This is a genomic window from Candidatus Paceibacterota bacterium (assembly GCA_035452965.1).
Classification (GTDB): domain Bacteria; phylum Verrucomicrobiota; class Verrucomicrobiia; order Limisphaerales; family UBA8199; genus UBA8199.
The window spans coordinates 19,549-45,000 of the sequence record DAOTCE010000040.1 but is presented as its reverse complement, the minus strand read 5'-3'; the positions used below and the strand labels follow the sequence as shown (position 1 = coordinate 45,000).

The window sequence follows — 25,452 nt, the reverse complement described above, 5'->3', positions numbered from 1 at the left end:
ACATGTCAAGGCCAGGTAAGGTTCTTCGCGTTGCATCGAATTGAGCCACATACTCCACCGCTTGTGCAGGCCCCCGTCAATTTCTTTGAGTTTTAATCTTGCGACCGTACTTCCCAGGCGGCACGTTTAACGCGTTGGCTACGCCACAAAAGGGGTCGAATCCTTTTACAGCAAACGTGCACCGTTTACAGCTAGGACTACCAGGGTATCTAATCCTGTTTGCTCCCCTAGCTTTCGTGCCTCAGTGTCAGGAGTTGTCCAGGGACTCGCCTTCGCCACTGGTGTTCCACTTGATATCTACGCATTTCACTGCTACACCAAGTATTCCAGTCCCCCCTCCAACCCTCGAGCAAGGTAGTTTCCAATGCATTTTCCGAGTTGAGCTCGGAGATTTCACATCCGACTTACCCCGCCACCTACGCACCCTTTACGCCCAGTAAATCCGAACAACGCTTGGGACCTCTGTATTACCGCGGCTGCTGGCACAGAGTTAGCCGTCCCTTCCTCTTTCGCTACTATCAGGTTATCATCTTTTAAATAATAACGGTTGATCGCAAATGACAGGGGTTTACGGGCCGAAGCCATTCATCCCCCACGCGGCGTCGCTCCATCAGGCTTTCGCCCATTGTGAAAAATTCTCGACTGCTGCCACCCGTAGGTGTCTGGACCGTGTCTCAGTTCCAGTGTGGCTGGTCGTCCTCTCAGACCAGCTACCCGTCTTAGCCTTGGTGGGCCGTTACCTCACCAACTAGCTGATAGGCCGCGGGTTCATCATGAAGCGCCAGGCCTTACGGTCCCCAGCTTTAAAAACCAGGAGATGCCTCCCAGTTTTCACATCCGGCATTAGCTCGCCTTTCAGCGAGTTATTCCAAACTTCATGGCAGATTACCCACGTATTACGCACCCTTGCGCCGCTCCAACTACGGAATATTGCTACCCCGTAATCGGCGCTCGACTTGCATGTCTTATCCACGCCGCCAGCGTTCGTTCTGAGCCAGAATCAAACTCTCCGTTAAAAAACGTTAGTTGATTTGACTTATGTCCGGTCGTGAGACCGGACGGTCTTAATTCTTTAAAACTCTCCAAACGAGTCTTACTAACATGACTCGCCTGAAGGGGCTCTTAACTTATCGCACAATTCAATTTTCAATGAGCAGCGGGTGTTGCCACCCGTAAATCTCTATCCCGCCTCTCCGGCTGGGCACTCTTACAGCCCACTTTTTCCCCGGATCTGGGGGACAAAAAACCTGAGTGCCGATTTAATCAATCTTAACTCGGCCTCTCAGACCTTTGTTAAATTCGCAGCCATTCTATTCAGGCTGCGCCGGCTGTCAAAGACTTTTTTTATCTTTTTTTTGCCGGGGTTGCACAGTCGCAACTTCCATCAATTTACCAGTGTCAGCGCGGCTGTCAAAAACTATTTTCCACTTTCTTCCAGCCGCCAAAAATCCGGTCTCACAAAGAACGCAGGGGCGTGACAATACCCAACGCCAATATTCGTGCAAGTGTTTTTTTGATTTTTTTTGACTTTTTTTTCAGGGCTACAAACCGGCCCGGGTTCCGCCCCAGGTAACCAAGGGCGGCAACAGGGTTGGGGGCGAGCAAATCGGCCAGGATCCGGCGGTTGGAACGGCTGGAGAAGCCCCCTCTTCGCGAGGTCATCAGAACGGTCGTGTATCGCTTGATTCCAACATCTTCCAAGGCAGCCGCAGTCAGGAGGGTATGGTTGATGGTACCCAAACGATTGGCGGAGACGACGATGACTTCACAGCCGAGCCGGGCGATCAAGTCCCTCACGGTAAAGCCCTCCCCCAGAGGCACAAGCAACCCCCCGATTCCCTCCACCAGGAGACAGTCGCAGCGGCTGGTCATGCGCCGAATGCAGCGCAAGACTTCCGGCAGGCGAACGGTTCGACGATGCCTTCGCGCGGCCACCAAAGGGGCCAGCGGCTCGGCATAAAAGTAAGGCGTGATCTCACCGGGCGTAAGTTCATTTTCCTGAATCGCGCGCAGAAAGGCCGTGTCGGCTCCGCTGCCGGAGCAGAAGGGTTTCATCGCCAGCGCGTGACAGCCGCTCTGGCGCAAGTGGTGCAAGAGCAGTCCCGTCAATAGCGTTTTTCCGACGCCCGTGTCGGTGCCGGTGATGAAGATGATCCGTTGCGCGCAGGTGCGCCTCACAGCGGAGAGTTAATCACAGCCCCGCCCTCACGAACAGAGAGAAAGGGCAGGCTGCCCGCCACAGCAGCGCGTATGCATGCAGGCGCGCGGGATTGGATTGGGTTGCCGGCGTGTTGTCCCGGTGTTGCTAGCATCATTGGAGCATGATTGGAGCATGATTACTCCATGATTGGGCCTTGATTGCCCTGTCCCGGACCTCCTCAGCCCAGGGGCGCTTCCCGTCCACGCCCGGCTGATATTTATAGTTCAACTCCATCCAATTGTCGAATGAAATGTCCTAAGGCAAGTGACCAGGGATTGCTGCTTTGGAACGGCGATGAGGGCGTCCCTTGGAAGGCCCCGAGGAGGCATTTGTTTCCAAGCGGGATACCCCAGAGATACGCCCCTGAAACACCGGAGAGGTAAGGCAGTGGGATCACAGAGGCAGGCCGGACGCCGGCTCCGGCCGAGGGCCACCATCGGCTACTTCCAGTAGAAGCTGAGTATTTGGACCCTGTTTTGATTCTCGCGGCCCAGGATGGCGAAGAAGGTGCGCTTGTAGCCGGCGACTTCGGCGTCCACCTGCACCTGGAAAGTCTTGCTGCGCACATCGCAGAAAGGCTGGAGCTGCCTGACCATTTCGAGGGGGATGTTGGGAACACGGCGGACCTGGTCCACATTGCGGTAGGGGCCCATTAAGCCACTACCGTCGTCCTCACCCGACCGGCCGGAGACGATCGCTTCGGCGATTAGGTTGTCCACGCCCGGGATGAGTTGGAGCACCTCCGGCGAAGCGGTGTTGATGTTGACCTTGCCGCTGGAAAGGGGCGTGAAGAGATTGGTCAGGCCGACGGCGATGGGAGGCGGGGCGTCGGAATACCGGCCAAAGCGATTCCTCTGCTGGCTGTAGTAGGAAGGCTGGTAGTTGGTCGAAGCCAGGCCGTAGTAGATCTCCGGAGTAATGCCTCTGATGAGGAGGAGTTCGGCAAGGTCGTCAATCGGGCCGTCTTTGGCGAGGTAAGGAGGGTCGAACGCCTGGTAGTCCCGGACCTCGGCGCCCTCGGGGTGGGTCTGGTCGTCGCGGTCAATCCAGTCGAAGATGGAGTTTACGATCGGGGTGGCCTCGCCGGGAGCGACGCCCATCAGGTTGAGGGCCTGGGGCAGGATCTGTTGCAAGACAGGCTCGGGGGAGTTGATGTTGAATCTGCTTTCGAGGTCGGTGATGCTCCAGGTGATCGTGCCGCGCCCGAGCGTCAGGGTCTTCTGGACTTCGCCGATGGGATTGTTGGTGGGGCCGAGAAGGCCATAGCCGGTTGCCCAGGGCTGGTCGCGGGAATCATAGGGTTGCATGGGGTTCAGCAGCGAGTTGCCCAGGACCCAGCGGGCATATTCGACACCAGAACGCCCCAGCCATTCCAGCTCCGCTTCGCAGTTGGAGTTCCGGGCCAGCTTGGTCTCCACCTTCATGGAATAGGCAAAACCCGCCGCCAGAATCGTCAGGACCGTGACGGAGATCATGACAATCACCAGGGCGATGCCGGCCTGCGGACCGAAGCGGTAGCGGGGGATAGGGAGCGCACTCGAAGCGCAACGCGCGGCGCGGGGGTCAAAACCCGCGTCCAGGGCACCATCGCCCCAGCAAATGATGGGAGCGATTCTCATGGCCGTCTGACAGGCGCGGTGCGTGGACCCTCACGACCACCAACTGCTGGGGTGCCACCTTGCACAGGGGGGAGGTCAGAGCGGGCCGGGGCGCCGGGCGGGCTGCTGGATACCTGCCAATTGGGCTGCACGGTCACCGACGGCAGGCTGATGATCCGGGTGATTTCCTCGGTGACCCGCGAGGAGTGAGGGTTGTCCGCCAGCCGCAAGGTAAGCATGACCAGCGCGGGCAGTTGGTTGGTCTTCTGCTCCTCCCATTCGTCCACCCAATCCGGCGGGTTCTTATCTGTGGCCCAGAACTGCATTTCGAAGCCCTTGACGTTCTTGGCCAGCACCAGCGGGTATTCCTTCTCATCCCGGTCAAGGTCCATCACCAGCGGGTTCTGCCGCAGAACCAATTGGTTGCCGCCATCCGGCGACGCTTCGACGGAGAAGGTAACGCGGCGGACATCCAGGTCTCCGAACTTGCCGCTGCGCGGGAAGGACTTGGACAAGCGCGCGACAAAGCTCAGCGAGGCATCAGGCCCGTTTTTGGCGTCAAAGTAGTACAAAGGCAGGTTGGCCGCGAAGGACTGGGCGGAGCCGAGCGAATCCTCCAGCACGCGAATGGTGATGCGCGCCCGCTGCGCCGAGGCGGCTACGGCGAGCCCCGTCTTGGAAGCGCGCAAGATCGCCGTCCAGCTCGAATAGATCGCAGCCAGCACCAGGGCGAAGATCCCAATGGCGATCATGATCTCCACCAGAGTAAAGGCGCTTTTCCGGGACTGGGCGCGGCTCGACCGGTCCCTCCTGGTGGAGGGCAGGCAACGGACTGGGAACCAGAGTTTCATCAGCGGGGCCTCACGGGGCCAATGCGGGACTGGGACTCGGGCCGGAACAGGAAGATGCTCATCTGATCCACCGGCTTCGCTGCGCCGCGCTGGCGCACCACGATGTCCACCTGCCAAAGGCCGTTGGTGGCCGCCTCGTAGGTCTCAGCCTCCCACGAGTAACCCGGGTACAGCTTGCCGAAGTCGCCCGATTGCGAGCCTTCCTCCAGCTTGTTGGTGTTGCCGACTTGCGCGGCGACCATGCCGGCATCCAGCTCGACCAGGCGCAGGCTGCGGGCATTGCGCAGCATGCTGGAAACCATCGCCAGGATGGCGAAGATGGCCATGAAGAATATGCCGGCGGCGATCATAACCTCCAGCAGGGTGAAGGCGGACCGGAGGCGCCGGGCTGGGATCAACGCGGCGGGAGTTGCGGGCCTCGCCTCGCCGCCCGGCTCGGGGCATGTCTCGGTTCTAAAGCAGCTGTTCATCGCCGGCTCCACTCCCGAAGCGGATCAGGCACGACGTTCACCAGGCCCGTGGTTGTCTCCAGTTCGATGCCCACATAGTCGCGCGTGTCGAACAGAATCATGCGCATTTCGTCGGCGACGCCGTTCGGGAAGAACTTCACCCTCGCCTCCTCTGCGTCACGGTACTCCACGCCGGACATGTTGATGTCCAGCAAGTAAATGATCACCTCTTCCGGCAGCGTGGCGGAAGTGCCGGAACCTGAAGCCGGCGGCGTGTTCACCACCGCGATCTCGCCATCCTGCGCGGCCTGGCGCGGCGAGCCGCCGAAGCCGGCTATCCCGACTCGGTTCACTTTCGGATAGAAGACCACCTCGGTCGGGGACCCCTGCATGATCGCGCGGGCGCGGGCATTGCTGCAGATTTCCACCACGTCGGCCACCGCCTTGCGCATCGGGGCCTTGCGCCAGACCTTATAGACAATCGGCACCCCCATGGTCATCACGATGCCCATGATGCCCACCACGATCATGATCTCGATGAGCGTGAAGGCCGGCGACCTTGCACCCCGAACTCTCGACTTCAGGCTCATCCAATCAGCGGGCAATGTTGGCCGTGATCGCAAACATCGCCGAAAGCACGCTCAGGAGGAGAAATCCCACGCCGAGAGCCATGACGATGATCAGCACCGGCTCGATCATGTTGGTCATCACCCGCAAGGCGATGCTGAGTTCGTTTTCGTAAGTGTCGGCGACGTTCTTGAGCGCGCCCGGCACATCGCCGGTGTCCTCGCCGATCTTGACCAGGTCCACCATGAGCTGGGGGAAGATTTTGCTGCGCGCGAGCGGCTGGGCGATGGTCTTGCCGTCGGTGACCTCCTCGCGGGTTTTGGCGATGGCTTCCTTCACGATGGAGTTGGGAATGATCTGCTCGGTGATCTTCAGGGCGGTGAGGACTGGGACGCCGTTTTCGAGCAGGGTGGAGAGGGTGCGCGAGAACTGGCCGAAGATATTGAGTTTGACCACCTTGCCGAAGACTGGGGCGTTCATGCGCCAGTGGTCAATCTTGCGGCGGCCTTCTTCAGTCGCCTGGAAGCGCTTGAAGATGATCACCGCGGCAATGACCACCGCGAGCATGAGCCACCAGTAGCCCGAGAATAAATGGCTGATCCTGACGAGGAGCTGGGTCATCGGCGGCAAAGGAACGTTCATCCCCTCGAAGATGGTCATGAACTTCGGCAGCATGTAGCTCATGAAGAAGAACATGATGCCGATCCCCACCACCGAGACGAAGGCCGGGTACACCAGCGCCGAGGTGAACTTCGACTGCACCTGGGCGAACCGTTCGAAATGGTCGGCCATGCGCCGCAGCACCTCCACCAGCGCGCCGCTGGATTCGCCCGCCCGCACCATGTTGACATACAGATCGGAGAATATCCGGGGCTGCTTGGCCATGGCATCGGACAGGCTCCGCCCCTCCATCACGTCCTGTTTCAGTTCCCGGCTGACGTCCGCCGGGATGCCTTTGGACTCGAGGTGCGTCATGCTGTTCAGGGCGACCGTCAGCGGCATGCCGGAGCTAAGCAGGTTGGCCAACTGCTGCGTGAAGGTGCCGAGTTCCTGGAGCTTCGGTTTGCGCTTCTTGGACATGGCCGCCCGCAGGGTGGGCGGCAGGATCGCGCGCCAATCTGTCTTGCGCCCGGGCTGGCGTTCAGCCGCCGCCGCAATCGCGCCGGCCTTGGCCGCATCTACCGCGACCGGAAAAAGCCCCAGGCGCTCGATCTGAACCAGGGCCGCCGAGCGATCGGCAACCTCCAGCACGCCCTCGACGACTTCCCCCGTCCGGCGCCGCGCTTTGTAAGAGAATTGTGGCATAAGGCGGAACTGCTTCTTTCTTCAACAAGAACTTTAGCCCAAAGTTGCGGTGTTCCAAGCAGCAATTTTCGCGCCGCCGTGGCACCTTTGGGTGGCCGAAACTGCCTCTCTGGGCCCCGGATTGCAGTCCAGCCAGAGCCTTTTACCCTGAAATCCAAAGGAAGCCCGAAACCGCATGTCCTGCCGTTCAGTGGCTAAGCCTTATCGGTGATCCTTGCGGAGTGTGGAATCGGCGCGCTGAAGATCTCATTGGCGCTCCCACGACGGTAGCCTTGGAGGTCGAGGGTGATGTGGGCGTAGCCGAGTTGCCTTAGCACCTCGGCCACTTTGGCTGAAGTCCCGTTCTCCAGGAACTTGCGCATTTCCGCCTGGCCGACCTCGATGCGCGCCAGGTGCAGTGGCGGACGCGCGGACTCGCCTTTGCCCGTACCGCGCAATTCGTGGTGCCTAACCCGCACGTCGTGGAAGCCCAGGTCGCGCAGGACATTCTCGGCCTGCTCGATCATCTGGAGCTTCTCCGGGCTGACGGGCTCGCCGTAGGGGACCCGCGAACTGAGGCAGGCCATCTGGGGTTTGTCGGCAGTAGGCAGGCCAAGCTGGGCGGAGAGGGCGCGAATATCCGCTTTGGTGAGGCCAACCTCTTTCAGAGGGGCGCGCGCCCGGAACTGGGCCGCCGCCTGGGCGCCGGGCCGGTAATCGCCAATGTCACTGGCGTTTTCACCATAAGCGATTACGGCCATCCCCTCGGCTTTGGCCAGCGGCGCGAGCTCGGTGAACAGCTCGTGCTTGCAGAAGTAACACCGGTTGTCGGGGTTGGCCAGGTAGCTGGGATTCTGGAATTCACGGCTGCGGACGACCCGGACCGGGAACCGGAACTGGCGGGCGACGGCCAGGGCCTGCTCGAATTCGCGGCGGGGAAGGCTGGGCGAATCGGCTATGGCGGCGAGAGACTTGTCGCCAAGCTCCTCATGCGCGGCATAGGCAAGAAAGACCGAGTCCACGCCGCCGGAGTAGGCGACCAGACAGGAGCCATAGGAACGCAGGAGCGCGCGCAGTCGTTCGTACTTTACCGATACCACAGGCACAGAATCGCATGTAACTCCGGGGATGTCGAGGCGGTGCGAATGCCGCGTTGCGGTTGGCCTGACGCCTCAGCCGCGGGCGGTGCCTGAATCCTCGGTGCCGCAATCCATGAATAACGCACCCTAATCCTGGGCCCAATGGCCACCCCGGTGTGACAACGCTGTGACACCCGTTATAGCCCGGTGTGGTTCCCATGGGGCCCGACCCCCATGGGAACCACACCGTAGTCCCGCCGGATTGGCACCGTCCAAACGCCGTCGCCGGCTTGGGGTTAGGGCGCCTCAGGCTTGGGAGGGGCGTGAGGCTGCGGGGTGCAGGCCCCTGCCAATTTCATCGCCGGGTGGGTTGGTTCAGCAACTCGCTGAGGATTGAGGGGCCGCGCGAAAAACCAAATCCGGACTTGACGGTTGGGGGGAATGTGGTTGCATAGCAGTAATGAAAACAAAGATCTCTCTAGTTCTGCTCGGGGCGCTCGTGTTGGTGGGGGGCTGCGTGAAGACAGTGAACGACCGGCATGCGTTCGCGTTGTCCCCCGGAAAAGACAAATTCGAGAGCCGTTATGAACGGTCGGTAGACCAGGTATATAACGCCGCGGTCGACGTGATGAAGCGCAATGGCGCGGTCGAGCGGGAAACCGTTATCAGCCCCGGCACAAATTCGGTGAGGGCCATCGAAGGCAAGGTGAACGCCCGAAAAGTCTGGGTGCGAGTCGAGGCGGTAGATTCGAAAGTCACCTCGGTCAAGGTTCAGGTGCGCTCCAAGAGCGGGGGCACGGATCTGAACCTCACGCAGGAACTCCAGAAGCAAATCGCGATTGAGCTAGCGTCGCGGTAAGCCTCGCTTCAGGCCGATATTCTGTTCGTAAGAGCCGAGCTTAATGGCTTGGCTCTTTTCTTTTGGCTTCATTTCCAGCTTGAGCCGAGCGATCCGGTTGCGGGCGATCTCGGCGGCGGCGGCGTTCGGGTCGCGATCCACGATGCGCTGGAGGGTCTGCCGAACCGCTTCCAGTCCGGCCCCATTACGGATCTGCAGGTCCGCCAGCAAGTTGAGCCAGTGCACGACGCGCTTGCCCGGCTGGTTGGGCTGCCCAATCATCTGTTCCAATTCGCCGGCGGCCAGATCGAGCCGCGCGTAATGGTCGGCGTAGATGACCGCCAGCGTCTCCCGCGCCTCGGTGTCGAGCGGGTGCTGCTCCAGGTGCTTGACGCACTCGGCGGCCACCTTCCCAGGGTCCGGCTCCGTCGGCTGCGGCTGTTCTCCGTCGGGCACCAGACCCAGATTACGCACCCCTTCGGTCACGGTGAACTTCCTGCGGTCGTGCGGCGCAAGCAGCATTTCGGTGCTGCCCAAATGGGCAATGCGGTGGGCCGCGCCCAGGGCGAATTCTGATTGCGGAAACAGCGCGATGATCTTCTCGAGGTCCCGCCGGGCCCCCTCGCGATCCTGGGTGATCTGGAGGTGCCAATCCGCCAGCGAGTAGAGGGCAAAGGCGACATTTTGCGGCGCGTGGCCGGGCTGGTCGCAAAAGCGCTGGATGGTCAGTTCCGCCGCAGGCATATCCTTCAGATCTTCCGCGTGGATCTGCGCCAGCAGCAGTTGGCCTTCGACATCGGTGGGGAAACGTTCGAGCTGCTTGTGAATCTCCAGGACGGCCTCCAGGTATTTGCCCTTCTTCTGGAGGGACTGGGCGATGGAATACGCGGGCCGCGGGATCGGTTCCACGGCGCCGCCATCATAGAGGCTGGAAAATGGCTTGGCGATCAGGCCCGCAATGCTGTGCCGCCACATGATGATCAACGCGACCGCACACATCCCCGCCAATGGAAGGAAGAGGATGGCCTGCAACCCGCCTGCCGCGGCCATTGGCCCTACCACCTTGATAATGAACGCCACCACCAGCGCCGTCAGGACCCACTTGAAGACGAGCCGCGCCGGGTCTTCGCTGCGCTTGAGGCACCGGAACAGGAACCACCCGAGCGCGCCGGCGGCGAGCACCAGAGCGATGAGATCGAACGCGGACTTGAAGGTATGAGCGCCCATTATCCGGTTTGGACAAGCCCCAGCGCCAAACCGCATGCGCGAATTGGCGGAAAATGCCTCAATTCTGCTTCGGAATGATGCAATCGGGGTGCCGGGCGCGGCTGACGGCCGTGTCGTAGGTAATCAGGCACTTGCAATAGAGGTCGTAGAGGCAGTTGTCCATCAGCGTCATGCCCTCCTTGCGCCCGGTCTGGATGGTGTTCTCCAACTGGTGGATCTGGCTCTCCCGGATCAGGTTTCGCACGGCGCCGTTGGCCACGATCAGCTCGTAGGCGAGCACCCGCCGTGTGCGGTCGGCAGCCGGCAGCAACTCCTGCGCGATAATGCCCTGCAAGGCGTTGGACAGTTGAAGGATGATCTGCCGCTGGGCGCTGCCCTCGAACACGCCCACGATTCGCTCCAGCGCGTGGGAGACGTTGGGCGAGTGCATCGTCGCCAGCACCAGGTGTCCGGTCTCGGCCGCGGTCAGCGCCGTCGAGATCGCCTCGTAATCCCGCATCTCGCCGACCACCAGCACGTCCGGGTCCTGCCGCAGCACGTGGATCAGCGCCCGGTTGAAGGAGCGCACGTCGCTGAGCACCTCCTGCTGCACGACAATGGCTCGCTTGTTCTCGTGCACGAACTCGATCGGGTCCTCGATGGTGACGATCTTGCACCGGCGTTCGCTGTTGATCAGGTCCACCATGTAATTGAGCGTCGTCGTCTTGCCGGCGCCTGTGGGGCCGGTGACCAGGACCAGCCCGTTCGACTTGCGCGCCAGGTCGTCGATCTTCTCGGGCAGCCCCAACTCCTCGCGCGTGGCGATGCGATCGCCGCAGAAGCGGAAGCTCAGTTCGGGATGTCCGTTGCGCCGATAGAACGTGGCGCGCACCCGCCCGGCGGCGCGATGCAGCAACGAAATGCACAGCTCCCATTCGTCGTCGAACTTCCTTCGCTGCTGCTCGTTGAGCAAGCCCCAGGCGATCTCCGTCACGTCCTGCTCCGTCAGCGCGTCCTCTTCGGCGAGGATGATCTCCCCGTTGACGCGGAAAGCAGGCGGCACCCCCGCCACGAGGTGGAGGTCCGACGCGTCGAATTCGCTGGCTGCCGCAAACAGCCGGTCCAGGTTTGCCGTGCTCATTGGTTGAATAAACGCCGCCACCAGCCACGCAAGCGGGGCCCAACGCCCATGGCGGCGAGGCTGGTTAAGGCCAGTCGTGCCTCGTGACAGATTGGATTGAGTTGCCGCGCCTGCTCGAAGGAGTGCCGGGCCGGACCTGCCAGCCCGAGCGCCTGCTGGCAGCGGCCCATCTCCAGCCACACCAGAAAATGAGTGGCATTGAGTTCCACGGCCTGCTGCAACAGCTTGAGCGCCAGCGCAAATTGTCTGTAGAAGCTGCGAATCCGCGCCCCCAGCCAGGCCACGAACCAATCCCGCGGCGCCGCCTGCAGGGCCTTCTGGAAACAGTAATCCGCCCGCGACTCCCTGCACGCCAGCAACACGTCTCCCCGCGCCAGCCACACGTAGGGGGTGTCGCCGTGCTCTTCGACCGCCGAATCCGAAAACGCCAGCGCCCCTTGCAAATCACCGCTGCGGCCCAGCGCCACGCCTTTGGCCGCGAGCAATTCCGCGTCCCGGGGAAACCGTTCCAGGGCCTTGTCGGCCCAAAGCCCAGCCTCGCGGTACTGGCCCAACTCGATGAGCATCCGCACCTGCCCGCCCCACGCCGCGGCATTGTGGGGATTGAACTCCAGCACCTTCCCATACAGCCGCAGCGCTAGCTCAAATTCCCCGTTCTCGAACGCCGCCTGCGCCTCGGCGCGATAGTGAGCCTCGTCCTTGACCAGCGCCTTTTGCTGCCGCGACTGGTCATCGGACTCGCCGCCCAATTCGAGATTAACAAATCGGCTCATACCGGAACTGCCCTTGCTCGCGAACGTTTCTAACAAACAGCCAACCACTTGACCAATCATTTTCCATTCCATTCGCTTTCTCTCGCGGGCATCACCGCGGGGTAGGCCTTTGCCATCGCCGCAATTATACTCCCGATGTGGTTCGGGGCAGACGCCAGGATGGCCCGCTCCTGAACGCGCGGCTCCTGCTGCGACGAAGGGAACTCCGGCAGCTTGGTCACGGTCAGGAGGGGCGTCCGCGCTCGACAATTCCGTGATCCGCTCCAGCGGCTGCTATTGCGGTAGCGGCTCCGGCACGCCCGGGGCGAGGTCCGCCGCGCTGGCGTTGCGGGCGCGCCCGACGGCCCAACTGCGCTGGGCAGCGATCTTCTCGGCCATCGTTTTGGCCAGGGGCACCGTTTGGCCGAGGGCGGCCAGCACGTGCGCGGTGGCCAGTTCCTGCTGCGCATAGAACGCATCGTAGAGCGCGCTGATAATCGCCTCTTCAATCTCGGCGCCGCTGAACTCCCGACTGGCCGCCGCGAGCGCCCGGAGATCGAAGTCGTCGGGGTTGCGATTGCGCTTGGCCAGGTGGATGCGGAAGATCTCGGTCCGCTCGTCGCGTTGCGGCAGGTCTACGTAGAAGATCTCATCCAGCCGTCCTTTGCGCAGCAGTTCGGGCGGCAGTTGGGAAACATCGTTGGCAGTGGCCACCACGAACACCGGCGCGCTCTTCTCCGAAAGCCAGGTCAGAAACGTGCCAAAGACCCGCGCCGTGGTGCCGCCATCCACCACCGCCGAGCTTTGGGAACCGCTGAACGCCTTGTCAATCTCGTCCACCCAAAGCACCGCGGGGGCGATGGATTCCGCGACGGCGATGGCCCGGCGAACGTTCTCCTCCGACGAGCCGACCAGGCTGCCGAACATGCGGCCCATGTCGAAGCGCAGCAGCGGCAGTTGCCAGAGGCGTGAGACCGCCTTGGCGCACAGGCTCTTGCCGCAACCTTGCACGCCGAGGAGCAACACTCCCTTGGGGGCCGGCAGGCCGAACGCCTGCGCCTCGGCCGTGAACGCCACCGCCCGCTTGTTCACCCAGTCCTTCAACACGCCCAGACCGCCCACGCTGCTGAAGTCCTCTTCGGCCTCGTAATACTCCAGCAGCCCGCTTTTGCGGATGATCTGCTGCTTCTCAGCGATGACTTCGCTGACGGCGTCCCCGCTCAGCCGCTGGTTCTTGACGATGATCTTGGCAAACACGTTTTCCGCTTCGCCCAGCGTCAGGCCCAACGCCGCCTGCAGCAGCCGTTCGCGGCTTGCTCCATCCAGGTCCACCTCCACTTGCTGCGATGCCCGCAAGTCCTCGATGGCCTGGTCCAGTTGCTCCGCCAGCTCTTCTTTGCCCGGCTGGGGGACGACCACCACCGTGATCTCCTTGTCGAGTTCCGCCGGGATCTGCATGACCGGCGAGATGAGCACGATGGTCTTGCGGCTGTTCTTGAGGTGCAGCGCGAGGTCTTTAAGGCGGCGAATAACGGCAAACTCCTTGGGGGCGAGAAATGGATGAAAGTCCTTGAACAGGAAGATGGCGGGCTCGACCTGATCAATCACCAGGTCCAGGGCAACCAACGGCTCTTTGGTGGCAGAAATGCGGCCTTTCTGGGACTGGATGGAGGCGCCCGCGGGCACGATCCCGGTGCTGCAAGTCCACTCAAACACCTTCTTCTTCCGCCGCGCGGCTATCTCCAGCAGGATCTTCTGCACCCGCATCTCCTCACTGGTGATGATATAGAGGATCGGGTAACGGGCGCGGATGAGGGTCTCAATCTCGGTCTGGAAGTTCATAGCAAAAAACGCTTACCCGCCGAAAAAGCGGCGCCACCAGGCGCGACCCGAGGGAGGGGGCAGGTCGCGGGCGGATTCTTCCAGGCGGCGGGCGATGGCCGGCGGCACCGGCGTGTGCAGCGCGTCGTGCCGCAGCATTTCTTCGACGCTGCCGAACTCTTGCGCGGATGACGACTCCTTCTGCTGCTGCTGGGCCGCAAGCTGTTCCTGTGAAGTGAGTTTGGACTGGCGTTTCATCATTCGACCTTACTCGGTTTGCCGGAACAGGACGGTAAAAGCCTTGCGGGCGCGATGCAGCTTGCCGCGCACCGCGTCGGCGGACTGATCGGTAAGCGCGCCAACCTGTTCATAGCTCAATTGTTCGTCGGCCACCAGCAGCAGCAGAAGCCGATATTCCGTGGGCAGCCCATCCAGCGTCTCCTGAATGCGTTCGCCCAACTCCCTGGTTTCCAACACCCGCAGGGGGGAATCAGTTTGGGCGGGTGTGGTTTCCCAAACAGCCTCGTCGGCGTTGCTCAGCATGTGCCGCTCGTGCCACGTGGCCTGGAGATTGCGGCAATGATTGATCGCAATCCGGTAAAGCCAGGTGCGCCAGGAGGATTCCCCGCGGAACTGGCCCAGCTTGCGGAAGGCTCTGAGAAACACGTCGTGGGTGGCGTCCTCAGCTTTGTCCGGATCGCCGAGCAGGCGCAGGCACAAGTAGTAGATGGGGCGGCTGTGCTCGGTGTACAGTTCCGCGAATTCCGGCGATCCCAGCCCGGCCTGCGGCTCGTCCGGACGCGCACGTTCTGCCAGCGGCTCGCTCACGCAACTGTTCACAGGTCATTAGACAGCACCCCACTGCGGTTGTCACGGGGAATAGTGGCCGGGGGTAGCCAGCAAGGGCTGCCCTCAATCCCGCCCCAGGTTAAACTTGATCCATGTCTGGGACCCGGTCTTCCGATTCCGAATTTCCATCTCCTCAACCTGATACTCCCCCTGAACTTTCTCCAGGTTCTTGGGATCGAATCGCTTGAGCAGTGCTCCCTGGGCGTCATACGCGTCCGCATGAACGATCCCGTGCGGGCTCTCGGTCATGATCCACGACACCACCCGCGCATAGCCGTCCGGCGCGGGCTGTGGGTTGATGCTCTCCAGAACCTTGCAGGACTTGCTGTGGCGCATTTCGTACCTCAGCACACGCTGGTGCGGCCAGTGCAAAAACTCGAGGCCCAGGTCGGCCACCCAGAAATCCGAGCCGGCGAAGGGAATCATGGTCTCATGCGGAGCCAACTTTCTGGCGACAGCACCAGCGCTGCCGGCGGCCGTTGGCTCGAACAGCTCGTACCGGTTGGGCTGCTGACCCGCGTGAATTACCGTCAGCCGGATTCCGCCCGACACGTCCGGTGAAGGCAGAGTCTCATATACGCTCACCCAGTTGGTTGGCGTCGCAAAGACCTCGAAACGCGCAGGGATTTCCCGTTGCTTGCCCGCGGCGTCGCGGATTCGCACTGAGCCGGTGTTGGTAACGCTCCGCTCGGGCGTTTGGGCCAGTAACTCGGCCACCAACGCCCGCCCCTCCTGGTCGCCGCGGGCCGGATCCAACTGAGCGGGGCGGGAATCGGAATGCCTTTGGCCAAGCGAGGCCGACGCACAGATTGCCAGCAGCAGGCAGGATCGGAGCAGCAGCACGCAATTTCCGGAACCCATAGGGCGCCGGCTGCCGTCGGGGGCTGCGTGATCGTGAGGCCGCCTCATTTATCGCGCAAGGCCAGTGGCAGGAGCTCGGAAATGTGCCGAATGAAATGCACCGTCATCTTGCGGCGGACTTCCTCCGGCACTTCACTCCAATCCGCCCGGTTCTGCTCCGGCAGGATCACTTGCTTGAGGCCGAAGCGCGCCGCCGCAAGCACCTTTTCCTTGATACCGCCCACCCGCATCACCCGCCCGCGCAAGCTGATCTCTCCGGTCATCGCCACGTCCGACCGCACCCGCCGCCGCGTCAAAAGCGATGCCATCGCCGCCACGACCGTCACCCCGGCGCTAGGTCCGTCCTTGGGGGTAGCCCCCGCGGGCACGTGGATGTGCAGGTCGTAATTGGCGTAGTTTGCCAGGTCAACCCCGAGCGACTTCGCCTGGCTGCGCAAATAGCTCACCGCTGTCTGCGCGCTCTCCTTCATCACTTCTCCCAGCGACCCGGTGAGCAACAGGTTGCCCTTGCCCGGCATCCGCGTCGCCTCGATAAACAGAATCTCACCGCCCACCGGCGTCCAGGCCAAGCCGGTGGCAATCCCGAATTCCTTGATCGCTTCCGCCGTCTCGCTGGCGAATTTCGCCGCGCCCAGGTAGTCCCTAAGCGCCTCCGGCGCCATGACCAGCGGCTTGGCGGCATGGCCGTTGCTGACAATGCGGCGCGTGGCTTTGCGCGTCAGCGCCGCAATCTCCCGTTCCAACTGCCGCACCCCTGCCTCGCGCGTGTAGTCATGGATGACGCGCCGCAAGGTGGCGTCCGGGATCCTCACATCCTTCTTGGTCAAGCCGTGTTCCTCCATCTGGCGCGGCACGAGGTAACGTTTGGCAATCTGCAGCTTCTCGGACTCCGTGTAGCTGGGAAGCTCGATCACCTCCAGCCGATCCCGCAGCGCCGGGTGCACCGGTTCCAGCCAGTTGGCGGTCGTAAGAAACAAGACGCGCGACAGGTCGAACGGCAAATCCAGGTAGTGATCGGTAAAGGTGTTGTTCTGCGCCGGGTCCAGCACCTCCAGCAACGCCGCCGCCGGGTCGCCTCGGAAATCCGCGCCCACCTTGTCCAGCTCATCCAGCATGATGACCGGATTACGGCTGTCCACTCGCTTCAACGTCTGAATGATCCGCCCGGGCAGCGATCCAACGTAGGTGCGCCGATGGCCGCGGATCTCGGCTTCATCCCGCATCCCGCCCAGCGAAATGCGCGCGAACTTCCGCCCCAGGGCGTCCGCCACGCTCCGGCCCAGGGAGGTCTTGCCCACACCGGGCGGCCCCACCAGGCATAGAATGGGCCCCTTGATCTGCTTGCGGCGCTTGATCACCGCTAGAAATTCCAGCAGCCGGTCTTTGACCTTCTTCAGCCCGAAATGCTGCGCATTGAGGATTCGCTCCGCCTCCGCCAGGTCGAGCTTGTCTTCCGTCTCCTTCATCCAAGGCAGGCTGAGAATCCAATCCAGGTAATGGCGGCTGACGCCGTACTCCGCGGCCGCCGGCGGCATTTGCTGGAGCCGATCCAATTCCTGCGTGGCCACGTGCTTCGCCTCGTCCGGCAGCGGGGTATGCTCGATGCGTTCCCGCAGCAGGCGGATTTCGCTCGCGTTGGGATCGGACTCGCCCAGCTCGCGCTGGATCGCCCGCATCTGCTCCCGCAGGAAGAAATCGCGCTGCGTCTTGGAGATCGAAGTGGCCACCTCGCTCTGAATCTTCGAGCTGAGCGTCAGCACCTCATGCTCGCGGTTCAGCATCGGTAGCAGCCGTGTCAGCCGGTCTTTGACCGAGCTGGTCTCGAGCAGCTTCTGCCGTTCTTCCAGGCTCAGGTTGAGGTTGACTGCGACCAGGTCCGCGAAGTGGCTTGGATCATCCGTGTTGAGCGCTGCGATCTTGATCTGCTCGGACAAGGCTGGGGACAGCTTTATGATCTCCTGGAACTGGCCCTGCGCGTTGCGCATCATCGCCGTCAGTTCCATCGAGTCTTCTTTCAAGTCCTTGAGCAGCGTGAACTTCGCGCACAAGTACGGCTCGGTGGTTGGGTACTCCTTGAGCTTGATGCGCCAAAGCCCCTCCACCAGCACGCGCACCGTGTTGTCCGGAAACTTGAGCATCTTCAACACCCGCGCCGCGCATCCCACGTCGTGCATTTCGTGCGGCAGGGGATTCTCGGCCTCCGCGTTGCGCTGCAAGGCGACTCCCAGCAGGCGGTTCCCGCCCACGACATCGTCAATCAGCTTGGTGCTCTGAGCCGTCTCCACCAGCAGCGGCGCCACCATCCCCGGGAAAATGACAATGTCCGACAAGCCCAAAACCGGCAGCACTTCCGGCAAGGAGCTGGAAGAAACGCGCGCGGGCGCCTCCGGGCCCCCGGAAGCTCCCAGAATGCTGATGAATTCGGTATCGGGCGAGGTCATGGTCACGCCGTCTAGCACTTTAGATGCCGCCACCCTCCAAAAAATTCAGCGGGGGGCTTAATTCCCGTCGGCAACGAGAACCTTGGTGTTCTTCGCATGCCGTTGAACCAACGGCACATCAATCCGCAAAAAACCGTTCAGGTATGCCGCTTTGGCCTGGCTCAAGTCATAAGCCGCCGGCAACTCCAGCAAACTCTCGAACGGACCGTAATTAATCTCCATTACCAAAAAGCTGCACTTCGCGGCCCGGCACCCATCCGGACGGTTGCCCGCAATCCGCATCCGTCTCCCTTCCACGGTGATTTCGAGATGCTCGCTGCGCATGCCCGCCAACTCCACCTTCACCACCAACCCGCTGTCTGTCTCATACACATCCGTATTTGGCACCCAGTGCGCCCCCGGCGATTCCACCAGGTTGCCCGCCACAGAGCGGGTCACGAAATGTACCGAAGAACTGACTTTGCACATGGCCATGTTCAGCGTAAGACCTTATATCTCAACCCTGGCGCGGGCACAAGAGCGTTCTCACCTCATCTTTACCAGCACCTCGGGACGCGCCCCTTTGCGCGCGCGAAACACTATGGAACTTTGGGGGGAAGACTCCCGAACAGAGGCACAACCGCAATGCGTATCCCGCTCAAAACTGAACTTGCGCCGCCGAAGTCTGCTCCCGCCCAACAGGACCGTTGCGGAAGCAACGACAACCAGCGACACCAACTGCTGCCAATCCATGTGGTGAACATAACCTCAAACCGTACGCGTGCAACAAATGATTCGACGGGGAATCTCCATGTTTCTTGCGCTGCGCCCGGCAATATCTGCACACCCCCCCAATCGGACCTCCCCGGCTGCGGCTTGCGCGGCTAGGATTCAGCTCGCGATTCCGCCAGAAATTCCATCCCGCCCCGGTTGGCCAGGTCCTGCAGATAAATCTCAATTGGTCCTGGGGCTTCTTCCAGCACGGAATCCAGCAGGACCAGGAGCACTGGCTTGCGAATCGCCGATGGCCGCGACCAGAGGTCCATCCAGCCCTTCACTTCGTCAGGCAGGCTCTCGGCGTTATGCACTGCCATGACGATCAGGTCCACGGTGGCGGCTTCCTCCGCGGCAATTTCCCGCAATTCGCGCAGCCGGAGCATGCTGAACGGCCAAACATGCTCGACAATCTGGCAGTGCTGGCCAAGCCTTCGCGACAGGTCCTGGCAAAACTCCTTGATCCGCGTGCCCGTAGCCGAATCTTCAAAGGTCGCCAACAGCGCCAGCCGCTTGGCCTCTCTCCACCGCCCCCATACTCGGGGGTCTGAGACGGTCGTTTGCATGGCAATGTGCGCTTATAAGAATACTTATACTCATAATCAGTCTATGTCAAACTAGATTTCACTGGAAGGCCTCGGTCTTGGGCGGGGCCGCGTCCCGTTCTCGGCCCGGCGCCCTGTCCACGTTCTCAGCCCGCCTGTCCGCCAGCCTTGTCATTCGTGCGGGCTGTTTCCATACTCCCGCCCGCAGATGAGCACGTCATTTCGATCGTCGCACTTGATGCTCCAGGCAGTTCTTCCCTGGGTGTTTCTGTCCAGTCTATGGGTCAGCTCGCTGGCCGCCAGTGATCTCCTTCCACCCGGCTTCCGCCCTTTGCCGCTCGGCGTCCATGCCTTGGTCGGCGGCAAAGTTATTTCGAAGCCGGGGGAGGTTCTGGAGGGCGGCACCATCTTAATTCGCGACGGTTTCATCGGCGCAGTGGGCAAGGAGGTGGCACCGCCAGCCGACGCGCGCATCTGGGACATGCAAGGCACGACGATTTACGCCGGCTTCATTGACCCATACGTTGTGCTCGCCGCCAGCAATCCGCCGGTTGCCACCTCGTTCGTTGAGCCCGTTTCCGCGGCCAGTCTTACCGCCGGCGGCCTCAAGTATTACGGGGTGCCGGGCGGCCAAACGGATTTGGGCAATCCAGGCCCCGGCTACGCGGTGGCCCGAATCACACCCGAACGCCGGGCCGTGCGGGACTATTCGCCCAGGGACAAGGCCCTGGCGCCATTGCGCGCCTTGGGTTTCACCGCCTGTGTTATTGCCCCGGCCAGGGGAATAGTTCGCGGCACCAGCGCCCTGGTTGCGCTGTCCGAGGAGAATCCCAACCAAAGCGTCATCAAGCCCGACGTCTTCCAGCACATCGCCTTTGAAACCCATTCCCGCGACGAGAACCCGTTCCCTGCGTCGCTCATGGGCGCGATCGCCGCAGTACGGCAGAGTATCTTTGATGCCCGCCATTACGCGTTTAGTCGGAAGGGCTACCAGCAACATCCGCAAGGCCGCAAGCGTCCCGAGTTCAATCCATCGCTCGAGGCCCTTGCCCCCGCCGCTGAGCGGCAGATGCGCGTTGTCTTCGAGCCCGGTAGTGCCTTGATGGTGGATCGCGCCGCCCGAGTTGCTCGCGAGCTTGACCTCAACTACTGCCTTTTGTCCAGCGGACAGGAGTGGCGACGGCCCGATCTCGCCAAAGCCACTGGCGCGGCGTTCATCGTGCCGCTGGACTACCCGGCCCTGCCGAAACTGCCCGACGAGGGCGATTGGGAGCAAGTCACGCTCGATCAGCTGCGCGCGTGGGATTGGGCGCCCGGGAATCCGGCGTTGCTGAGCCAGCAGGGGCTGGAAGTGGCGCTGACCACATATGGACTCAGCGACCCCAAGAAGTTCCGCCAGAACCTGCGGATGGCCCTGAACCGCGGCCTCAGTGAAACCAACGCCCTGGCCGCCCTGACCACCGTGCCCGCCAGGTTGTGTGGCGTCGAAGGCCAGCTTGGCACGATCGAGCCCGGCAAGCTGGCCAACCTGACCGTGATCCAGGGCGGCAGCTACTTCGACCCCGAGGCAAAGGTTCGCGAGGTTTGGATTGACGGCAGATTTCACCGTGTCCCGGGGGAGGAATCCAGAACGGCCAAAGCCGGGCCGGAGACAACCAACGGGCAGAAACCAGCGCCGAAGGCTACCGAGAGGAAGCAACAGCAACTGCGGGAGCTGCAGCAGGCCCGGGTGGCACGCTCGCCGCTGGCCGGGCGCGGGCCGCTCGCGGAACCCAAGGCGGTTCTGATCGAGCATGCGACAGTGTGGACCAGTGGGCCGGATGGACGTCTGGAAGACGCCGATGTCTTGCTCGCCGGCGGCAAGGTCAAAGCGGTCGGTCGGGGCCTCTCGACCCGAGCAGATAACGACGGCCCGCTGCTCACAATTGATGGCCGCGGCCTTCACGTCACTCCGGGCCTCATTGACGCCCACAGCCACACGGCGGTTCTCGGCGCGGTGAATGAATCAACGCTCCCCTCCTCGGCCATGGTCCGCATCAGCGATGTGGTGAATTCCGATACGGACAATCTTCATCAGCAACTGGCCGGCGGTGTTACCACCGTGAACTTGTTTCACGGCTCAGCCAATCCCATCGGCGGCCAGAGCTGCGTGATCAAGCTGCGGGACGGCGCCGGCCCGGATGGCCTTGTTTTCGAGGCGGCCCCGCCCGGCATCAAGTTTGCCCTGGGCGAAAACGTCAAACAGGCCAACTGGGGCGACAAATACGTGAAGCGATTCCCTCAAACCCGCATGGGAGTGCGCACCTTCATCGCCAACCGCTTCACCGCCGCCCGCGATTACCTGGCCAGCGTGGAAAAAGCCTCACGTCAACCCACCGCGGCCCCAAGGCGCGACCTCGAACTGGAAGCCCTTGGCGAAGTCCTCCAGGGCCGGCGCTGGATTTATTGTCACGCCTATCGCCAGGACGAGATGCTCATGCTCATCCGGCTGATGGAGAGTTTTGGCGTCAAGATCGGCAGCTTCGAGCATGGCCTCGAAAGCTACAAAGTGGCTGATGAGATTGCCCAACATGGCGCGGCCACCTCCACGTTCTCCGATTGGTGGGCCTACAAATTCGAGGTCTACGACGCGATTCCCTACAACGGCAGCCTGACGCACGACCGCGGCGCGCTCGTCTCGTTCAGTTCGGACTCGTCCGACCTCGCCCGCCGGCTCTACACGGAGGCCGCGAAAGCGGTCAAGTATGGCGGTACGAGCGAAATCGACGCGCTCAAGTTTGTGACGATCAACCCTGCCCGCCAGCTTCGAATTGACTCGCGCGTCGGTTCGCTGGAGCCGGGCAAAGACGCGGACGTTGCGATTTGGTCGAGGTCGCCCCTCGATTCCCGCACCGTCTGCCTCCAAACCTGGATTGAAGGGAGGAAATACTTCGACCGCTCGCTCAATGCCGAGCGCGCCGCCAGCCTCAAGGCGGAACGCGCCGCGCTGCTCGCCAAGGCAAGGCAAATCGCGAAGCTGTCCGGGAGCGGGGACCGCAGTGGCGGGACCGGTGATGATGGCGGCAACTCATTCTTCCGCGTTGCCCTTGAGCACCAATACGACGGCGACGACCGCCGTTGCCTGCAGGAGGAATAATCTCATATGCGACGTGCCAATTCCCATAGTCAGATCTCAATTGCGCCAGCGTTTCATCTTTTGCTCCTGGCGGGCGCTATTTCAGCCGCCTCCCTGAACGCCGCCGCGGAAACGCTGCTCCTCACCGGCGCCACCGTGCACACCATTTCGGGTGAGACTTTTCGCCCGGGCCAGGTCCTCATCCGCAACGGCAAGATCGCTGCCGTCGGAAAAACTGTATCCGCCGACGGGGCGGGCCCCATTGACCTCCCCGGCCACCACCTTTACCCGGGGATCATCGCGTTAAACGCCGTTCTTGGCCTGACAGAAATCAGCGGGGTACGCTCCACCCAGGACACGACCGAGGTGGGCGACGACTTCACACCCGACGTCGAATCATGGATCGCGGTCAATCCCGACTCGGAACTCATCCCGGTCACCCGCGCCAACGGCATTGCCTGCTTCGAGCCCGTGCCACACGGCCACATCATCTCCGGCCAGTCCGCGCTGCTCGCCGTCGCCGGCTGGACCACCGAGCAGATGGTGATCAGGAAGCCTATCGCGCTCCACCTGTTCTGGCCGGCTATGGAGCTGAACACCACGCCGAAGGACAAGGCGCAGGATAAGGCCAGGTGGAAGTCCCTCGAGGATCAGGCCAAAGAGCGCAGCGAGCGCCTGCGGGCCATCGGGGACTTCTTCGAAGAAGCGAAGGCCTATGCCAAAGCGAAAGAGGCGGCGGCCAAAGGCCAGGCCCCGGCCCCGGAAACGATTCCCGCCTGGGAAGCCATGGTCCCGTTCGTGCGCGGTGAACTCCCCATCGCCATTCATGCCGACGAGATCCGCCAAATCCGGGCAGCCGTTCAATGGGCCGACACCAACCAACACAAGATCATCCTGGCCGGCGGCCGCGATGCCTGGATGGCCGCCGAACTTCTGGCCGCCAGGAAAGTCCCCGTGGTCTATGAACACACCTTTACCCAGCCGGCCCGGGGCACCGACTCGTATGACGTTCATTTCCGGGCGCCCACCGTCTTACACCAGGCTGGCGTGCAAGTCGCCTTCAGCCTCGGCTCGGACAGCTTCGACGCCGCGCTCATCCGAAATCTCCCCTACTCCGCGGCTCAGGCCGTCGCCTTCGGTCTGCCTGAGGCCGAAGCTCTCAAAGGGCTGACACTTTACCCTGCCCAACTTGCCGGCGTCGCCGATCGCCTCGGCTCTCTCGAAACCGGCAAGGACGCAACCCTGTTCGCCGCCGACGGCGACATCCTCGACATCCGGAGCCACGTGAAACGCCTGTGGGTTGCGGGCAAGGAAGTCAGCCTCGAAAGCCGCCACACCCGGCTCTACGAGAAACACAAAAACCGCCCGCGGCCCAAGTAAAGCCAAGCCCGGCCATGAGCGTAGAATACGACCTGATCATCCGCAACGGCACGATCTACGACGGCAGCGGCGGGCCGCCATTCGCGGGCGACCTGGCGGTCAAAGGCCGGACCATCGCGGCCATCGGCCCGCTTCCCAACACCCGCGCCCGCGCCGAGCTGGACGCCCAGGGCCTGGCCGTCGCCCCGGGGTTCATTAACATGCTCAGTTGGGCCAACCGCTCGCTCATTGAAGATGGCCGTTCCCAGAGCGACATCCGTCAGGGTGTCACGCTGGAAGTGCTCGGGGAAGGCTCATCCATGGGACCGCTCACCAGCACGATGAAGCGGCAGCTTCGCGAGCGACAGGGGGACATAAAGTACGACATCGAATGGACTACCCTGGGCGAATACCTGGAGCATCTCGTAAAGCGTGGCATCTCCTGCAATGTAGCTTCCTTCGTCGGGGCTACCACGGTGCGCGTGCACGAAATCGGCTACACCGACCGGCCGCCCACCCCGGAGGAAATGGGGCGCATGCGGCAACTGGTCCGCGAGGCAATGGCCGAAGGTGCGTTGGGGGTTTCCTCCTCCCTGATCTACGCCCCGGCCTGTTACGCGAGCACCGAAGAGCTGATCGCCCTGTGCCAGGTCGCCGCGGAATTCAACGGCCTCTACATCTCCCACCTTCGCAGCGAGAGCACCCAACTGCTCGAAGCCGCCGACGAGCTGATCCGCATCGCCCGGGAGGCCCATATCCCAGCCGAAATCTATCACCTCAAAGTCGCCGGCCAGCACAACTGGCACAAGCTCGGCGCACTGATCCAGAAAATCGAAGCCGCCCGCGCGGAAGGGCTCGCCATCACCGCGGACATGTACAACTACACCGCCGCCGGCACGGGTTTGGACGCCTCGATGCCGCCCTGGGTTCAGGAAGGCGGGTCGGAGGAATGGGTCAAACGCCTCCGGGACCCCGCCACGCGCCAGCGGCTGAAACTCGAAATGGCCGCCCCCGCGGACGACTGGGAAAACTTCTTCGTGGCCGCGGGCTCCCCGGACAAGATCATCCTCGCCGGCTTCAAGACTGACAAGCTCAAGCCCTTCACCGGCAAGACGCTGGCCGAGGTCGCAACTATGCGCGGCACCTCGCCCGAAGAAGCCGCCATGGACCTCGTCGCCGAAGACAAAGGCCGCGTGGATGCCATCTACTTCATCATGTCCGAGGACAATGTGCGCCGGCAGCTCAAGCTGCCCTGGGTGAGCTTCGGCTCGGACGAAGGCTCATTCGCGCCCGAGGGGGTCTTCCTCCTGTCCAACCCGCATCCGCGCGCCTACGGCAACGTCGCCCGGCTGCTCGGCAAGTATGTCCGCGACGAAAAACTGATCCCCCTCGAAGCTGCCATTCATCGCCTGAGCGCCCTGCCCGCCGCCAACCTCAAGCTGGACCACCGCGGGTCACTCTCGCCCGGTTGCTTCGCCGACATTGTTATCTTCGACCCAGCCGCGATTCAGGACCATGCTACTTTCGAGCAGCCGCAGCAATTTGCCACCGGCGTGCGCGACGTATTCGTCAACGGCGTCCAGGTCCTCAAGGACAGCGAGCACACCGGCGCCAAACCCGGCCTGGTCGTCCGCGGTCCGGGTTGGGGAAAATCCCCACTTTGAGCATAATCGCCCGTTGCCGATTGCGTTGGGCCGGCCCGTGTGCCGGGGCGATAGCCGCTTGAGCATCGGAGGGCGGTGT

Annotated in this window: 21 protein-coding genes and 1 rRNA gene (1 of these 22 only partly in view); 4 read left to right on the top strand and 18 right to left on the bottom strand. The window is 62.3% G+C overall.

Annotated features, from left to right (window positions below; genetic code table 11):
- From P5205_19950 to larE, 8 genes are all read right to left on the bottom strand, one after another.
- Positions 1 to 1,016: ribosomal RNA gene (locus P5205_19950) — 16S ribosomal RNA — on the bottom strand; it reaches 553 nt to the left of the window's first position.
- A gap of 439 nt (positions 1,017 to 1,455) precedes the next feature.
- Complete coding sequence (gene bioD / locus P5205_19945; GenBank protein HSA12640.1) at positions 1,456 to 2,178, bottom strand: dethiobiotin synthase; 723 nt, start codon at positions 2,176 to 2,178, stop codon at positions 1,456 to 1,458.
- A 462-nt stretch (positions 2,179 to 2,640) separates the two neighbouring features.
- A complete protein-coding gene (locus P5205_19940) occupies positions 2,641 to 3,819 on the bottom strand; it encodes a type II secretion system protein GspK (GenBank protein HSA12639.1) in 1,179 nt (392 codons plus the stop codon).
- Positions 3,816 to 4,649, bottom strand: coding sequence for a type II secretion system protein GspJ (locus tag P5205_19935; GenBank protein ID HSA12638.1), 834 nt, complete (start codon positions 4,647 to 4,649; stop codon positions 3,816 to 3,818). Before P5205_19935 ends, P5205_19940 begins: the two co-directional genes overlap by 4 nt.
- Positions 4,649 to 4,999: a hypothetical protein gene (locus tag P5205_19930; GenBank protein HSA12637.1), complete on the bottom strand. Its 351-nt coding sequence runs from the start codon at positions 4,997 to 4,999 to the stop codon at positions 4,649 to 4,651. Before P5205_19930 ends, P5205_19935 begins: the two co-directional genes overlap by 1 nt.
- A gap of 116 nt (positions 5,000 to 5,115) precedes the next feature.
- Positions 5,116 to 5,688, bottom strand: coding sequence for a prepilin-type N-terminal cleavage/methylation domain-containing protein (locus P5205_19925; GenBank protein ID HSA12636.1), 573 nt, complete (start codon positions 5,686 to 5,688; stop codon positions 5,116 to 5,118).
- Between the two features lie 4 nt (positions 5,689 to 5,692).
- Entirely contained in the window at positions 5,693 to 6,970 is a 1,278-nt protein-coding gene (locus P5205_19920) for a type II secretion system F family protein (protein ID HSA12635.1), read from the bottom strand.
- A gap of 194 nt (positions 6,971 to 7,164) precedes the next feature.
- Entirely contained in the window at positions 7,165 to 8,055 is an 891-nt protein-coding gene (gene larE, locus P5205_19915; protein ID HSA12634.1) for an ATP-dependent sacrificial sulfur transferase LarE, read from the bottom strand.
- A gap of 433 nt (positions 8,056 to 8,488) precedes the next feature.
- On the opposite strand from larE, the gene P5205_19910 reads away from it, so the two are divergent.
- Positions 8,489 to 8,887, top strand: a complete 399-nt coding sequence (locus tag P5205_19910) for a DUF3568 family protein (GenBank protein HSA12633.1) — start codon at positions 8,489 to 8,491, stop codon at positions 8,885 to 8,887.
- On the opposite strand, the gene P5205_19905 is transcribed toward P5205_19910, so the two are convergent.
- From P5205_19905 to P5205_19860, 10 genes are all read right to left on the bottom strand, one after another.
- Positions 8,873 to 10,093 (bottom strand): hypothetical protein, encoded by a 1,221-nt coding sequence (locus P5205_19905; GenBank protein HSA12632.1) that lies wholly within the window; start codon positions 10,091 to 10,093, stop codon positions 8,873 to 8,875. The genes P5205_19910 and P5205_19905 overlap by 15 nt on opposite strands.
- 58 nt (positions 10,094 to 10,151) lie before the next feature.
- Positions 10,152 to 11,213 (bottom strand): PilT/PilU family type 4a pilus ATPase, encoded by a 1,062-nt coding sequence (locus P5205_19900; GenBank protein HSA12631.1) that lies wholly within the window; start codon positions 11,211 to 11,213, stop codon positions 10,152 to 10,154.
- Positions 11,210 to 11,986, bottom strand: a complete 777-nt coding sequence (locus P5205_19895; GenBank protein HSA12630.1) for a tetratricopeptide repeat protein — start codon at positions 11,984 to 11,986, stop codon at positions 11,210 to 11,212. Before P5205_19895 ends, P5205_19900 begins: the two co-directional genes overlap by 4 nt.
- 273 nt (positions 11,987 to 12,259) lie before the next feature.
- The gene (locus tag P5205_19890; GenBank protein HSA12629.1) at positions 12,260 to 13,807 is read right to left on the bottom strand and encodes an AAA family ATPase; all 1,548 of its coding nucleotides are present in this window, start codon (positions 13,805 to 13,807) and stop codon (positions 12,260 to 12,262) included.
- A 12-nt stretch (positions 13,808 to 13,819) separates the two neighbouring features.
- Positions 13,820 to 14,047 carry a hypothetical protein gene (locus tag P5205_19885; protein ID HSA12628.1) on the bottom strand — a complete coding sequence of 76 codons (228 nt, stop codon included), beginning with the start codon at positions 14,045 to 14,047 and terminating at the stop codon, positions 13,820 to 13,822.
- Positions 14,048 to 14,053: 6 nt separating this feature from the next.
- The gene (locus tag P5205_19880; GenBank protein HSA12627.1) at positions 14,054 to 14,626 is read right to left on the bottom strand and encodes an RNA polymerase sigma factor; all 573 of its coding nucleotides are present in this window, start codon (positions 14,624 to 14,626) and stop codon (positions 14,054 to 14,056) included.
- Between the two features lie 72 nt (positions 14,627 to 14,698).
- On the bottom strand, positions 14,699 to 15,496 hold the full coding sequence (locus P5205_19875; GenBank protein HSA12626.1) for an outer membrane lipoprotein-sorting protein: 798 nt from the start codon (positions 15,494 to 15,496) through the stop codon (positions 14,699 to 14,701).
- 44 nt (positions 15,497 to 15,540) lie between these two features.
- The gene (lon, locus tag P5205_19870) at positions 15,541 to 17,937 is read right to left on the bottom strand and encodes an endopeptidase La (protein ID HSA12625.1); all 2,397 of its coding nucleotides are present in this window, start codon (positions 17,935 to 17,937) and stop codon (positions 15,541 to 15,543) included.
- 57 nt (positions 17,938 to 17,994) lie between these two features.
- Positions 17,995 to 18,375 carry an Hsp20/alpha crystallin family protein gene (locus tag P5205_19865; GenBank protein ID HSA12624.1) on the bottom strand — a complete coding sequence of 127 codons (381 nt, stop codon included), beginning with the start codon at positions 18,373 to 18,375 and terminating at the stop codon, positions 17,995 to 17,997.
- A 425-nt stretch (positions 18,376 to 18,800) separates the two neighbouring features.
- Positions 18,801 to 19,256, bottom strand: a complete 456-nt coding sequence (locus tag P5205_19860) for a hypothetical protein (GenBank protein HSA12623.1) — start codon at positions 19,254 to 19,256, stop codon at positions 18,801 to 18,803.
- Positions 19,257 to 19,443: 187 nt separating this feature from the next.
- Between P5205_19860 and P5205_19855 the strand changes: the two genes are divergently transcribed.
- Genes P5205_19855 through P5205_19845 form a run of 3 tightly spaced genes read left to right on the top strand, consistent with a single transcriptional unit; the run spans position 19,444 to position 25,373 of the window.
- Positions 19,444 to 22,371 carry an amidohydrolase family protein gene (locus tag P5205_19855; GenBank protein ID HSA12622.1) on the top strand — a complete coding sequence of 976 codons (2,928 nt, stop codon included), beginning with the start codon at positions 19,444 to 19,446 and terminating at the stop codon, positions 22,369 to 22,371.
- 6 nt (positions 22,372 to 22,377) lie between these two features.
- Positions 22,378 to 23,730, top strand: a complete 1,353-nt coding sequence (locus P5205_19850; GenBank protein ID HSA12621.1) for an amidohydrolase family protein — start codon at positions 22,378 to 22,380, stop codon at positions 23,728 to 23,730.
- Positions 23,731 to 23,744: 14 nt separating this feature from the next.
- On the top strand, positions 23,745 to 25,373 hold the full coding sequence (locus tag P5205_19845; protein HSA12620.1) for a D-aminoacylase: 1,629 nt from the start codon (positions 23,745 to 23,747) through the stop codon (positions 25,371 to 25,373).
- Positions 25,374 to 25,452: the final 79 nt, after the last annotated feature.

Coding starts and splice junctions, on each gene's coding strand:
- P5205_19940 (HSA12639.1), bottom strand. CDS start 3,819: ATGAGAATCGCTCCCATCATTTGCTGGGGCGATGGTGCCCTGGACGCG.
- P5205_19935 (HSA12638.1), bottom strand. CDS start 4,649: ATGAAACTCTGGTTCCCAGTCCGTTGCCTGCCCTCCACCAGGAGGGAC.
- P5205_19930 (HSA12637.1), bottom strand. CDS start 4,999: ATGATCGCCGCCGGCATATTCTTCATGGCCATCTTCGCCATCCTGGCG.
- P5205_19925 (HSA12636.1), bottom strand. CDS start 5,688: ATGAGCCTGAAGTCGAGAGTTCGGGGTGCAAGGTCGCCGGCCTTCACG.
- P5205_19920 (HSA12635.1), bottom strand. CDS start 6,970: ATGCCACAATTCTCTTACAAAGCGCGGCGCCGGACGGGGGAAGTCGTC.
- P5205_19910 (HSA12633.1), top strand. CDS start 8,489: ATGAAAACAAAGATCTCTCTAGTTCTGCTCGGGGCGCTCGTGTTGGTG.
- P5205_19905 (HSA12632.1), bottom strand. CDS start 10,093: ATGGGCGCTCATACCTTCAAGTCCGCGTTCGATCTCATCGCTCTGGTG.
- P5205_19900 (HSA12631.1), bottom strand. CDS start 11,213: ATGAGCACGGCAAACCTGGACCGGCTGTTTGCGGCAGCCAGCGAATTC.
- P5205_19895 (HSA12630.1), bottom strand. CDS start 11,986: ATGAGCCGATTTGTTAATCTCGAATTGGGCGGCGAGTCCGATGACCAG.
- P5205_19890 (HSA12629.1), bottom strand. CDS start 13,807: ATGAACTTCCAGACCGAGATTGAGACCCTCATCCGCGCCCGTTACCCG.
- P5205_19885 (HSA12628.1), bottom strand. CDS start 14,047: ATGATGAAACGCCAGTCCAAACTCACTTCACAGGAACAGCTTGCGGCC.
- P5205_19875 (HSA12626.1), bottom strand. CDS start 15,496: ATGGGTTCCGGAAATTGCGTGCTGCTGCTCCGATCCTGCCTGCTGCTG.
- lon (HSA12625.1), bottom strand. CDS start 17,937: ATGACCTCGCCCGATACCGAATTCATCAGCATTCTGGGAGCTTCCGGG.
- P5205_19860 (HSA12623.1), bottom strand. CDS start 19,256: ATGCAAACGACCGTCTCAGACCCCCGAGTATGGGGGCGGTGGAGAGAG.
- P5205_19855 (HSA12622.1), top strand. CDS start 19,444: ATGAGCACGTCATTTCGATCGTCGCACTTGATGCTCCAGGCAGTTCTT.
- P5205_19850 (HSA12621.1), top strand. CDS start 22,378: ATGCGACGTGCCAATTCCCATAGTCAGATCTCAATTGCGCCAGCGTTT.
- P5205_19845 (HSA12620.1), top strand. CDS start 23,745: ATGAGCGTAGAATACGACCTGATCATCCGCAACGGCACGATCTACGAC.